Below are 1,016 nucleotides of genomic sequence, written 5' to 3' on the forward strand. Positions count from 1 at the left end.
CTAGGTGTTTGGTCCCGGGGTTTGATGGGTTGGATTGATGATGAATCTTTCTGGCTCTGAAGTCCATATTTTGCAGACGTATTCGTAAGGCGTGAGGCCACTCAGCGTCTTGAGCCTTCGCCCGAAATTATAAGCTGCCATGAAGTCGTTGAGGTGTGTCCTCAACTGCTCATGACTGTCGTAATGGAAGCGTTTGACGGTTGCCTCTTTGATTGTCCGGTTCATCCGTTCAACCTGACCATTGGTCCAGGGATGATTGGGTTTCGTCAGACGATGTTCGATCCCGTGGGCTTCGCAGATCATGTCGAAGCGCATGGGACGCGACCAGGCCGTATTGCGATTACGGGGTTGGTCAGCGAACTGGATCCCATTGTCGGTCAGGATGGTGTGGATCCGGTAAGGGATGATGCTCAGGAGATGTTCGAGGAATTCCCAGGCCGTCTTCCGATCAGCTTTCTCGACCAGTTGTGTGACAGCGAATTTGCTTGTCCGGTCAATGGCAACGAAGAGGTACAGCTTGCCTTCAGCGGTCTGGACTTCCGCTATGTCGAGATGAAAGAACCCGATCGGGTAGCGTTTGAAGCGCTGGCGTCTGGGCTTGTCTCCCTCCATGTCCGGCAGTCGTGAAATCCCGTGACGCTGAAGGCAGCGATGCAGGGCCGAGCGTGTCAGATAGGGAATGCTGGCCTGCAGGGCATAAAGGCAGTCATCCAGCGGCAGCAACGTATGCCGGCGAAAGGCCACGATCATCGCTTCGTCCGTCTCGGACAGGACCGTTGAGCGCGGCTCTTTAGGATCTGTCTTCTGATCTTCGACACTCTGTCGCTTCCGCCATTTAGCCACTGTCTTCGGGTTGATCCCGAACTCCTCGCTCAGCGCCGCGAGCGAAGCCTGCGATCGCTGTATTGCTGCTCGCACGGCGTGCGTGGTCGTGGCGCTCCCATGACGTATCTGTCCCATAATGCTTCCTTCCACTCTCGTGAAAATATCACACCATCAAACCCCGGGACTAAACA

1 protein-coding gene is annotated in these 1,016 nt (G+C 55.2%); it reads right to left on the reverse strand.

All coding sequences use genetic code 11. The annotated features are described in order from the left end of the window. Positions 1-960, reverse strand: coding sequence for an IS481 family transposase (locus AD928_RS00160; protein WP_062247323.1), 960 nt, complete (start codon positions 958-960; stop codon positions 1-3). Positions 961-1,016 lie beyond the last annotated feature (56 nt).

Source organism: Acetobacter cerevisiae (assembly GCF_001580535.1).
Classification (GTDB): domain Bacteria; phylum Pseudomonadota; class Alphaproteobacteria; order Acetobacterales; family Acetobacteraceae; genus Acetobacter; species Acetobacter cerevisiae.